Annotated in this window: 1 protein-coding gene; it reads right to left on the bottom strand. The window is 64.2% G+C overall.

Annotation, left to right across the window (positions count from 1 at the left end):
• Nucleotides 1-400, bottom strand: a 400-nt coding sequence (locus EN939_RS37775; RefSeq protein WP_127272175.1) for an alpha/beta fold hydrolase, incomplete at both ends; no start/stop codon positions are given.

The following is a 400-nucleotide window of genomic DNA, read 5'->3' as shown; positions in this document are numbered from 1 at the left end:
ACCGTCGACCATGCCGATGCCGAGACCGCCGAAGACCAGCGTCGCCACCTTGTCCGGATCGGACAGCGCCATGAACGCCGCGATGCGCGCGCCCATCGAATAACCCATGACATGAGCGCGCCCGATGCCGAGATGGCCGAGCAAGGCAGCGGCATCGGAAGCCATCTTGACCGGCGTGTAGTCGGCCTCCTCATAGCTCTTGGACGACGAGCCGTGGCCGCGATTGTCGAAGGCGATGGCGCGGTAACCGGCGTCGTTCAGCGTCTTGAACCAGCCGGGCGACACCCAGTTGACATAATGGCTCGAGGCGAAGCCATGGATCATCAGCACCGGATCGCCCTCGCCCGATGCCGGCTGGCGGTCGAGGAAGGTAAGCTCGAAGCCGTCATGGGTGAAAGAC

Origin of the sequence: Mesorhizobium sp. M7A.F.Ca.CA.002.05.1.1, assembly GCF_003998335.1 — a bacterium.
In the GTDB taxonomy this organism is placed as follows: Bacteria; Pseudomonadota; Alphaproteobacteria; order Rhizobiales; family Rhizobiaceae; genus Mesorhizobium.
The sequence above is the reverse complement of the archived record's forward strand: the minus strand, read 5'-3'. Positions and strand labels throughout refer to the sequence as shown.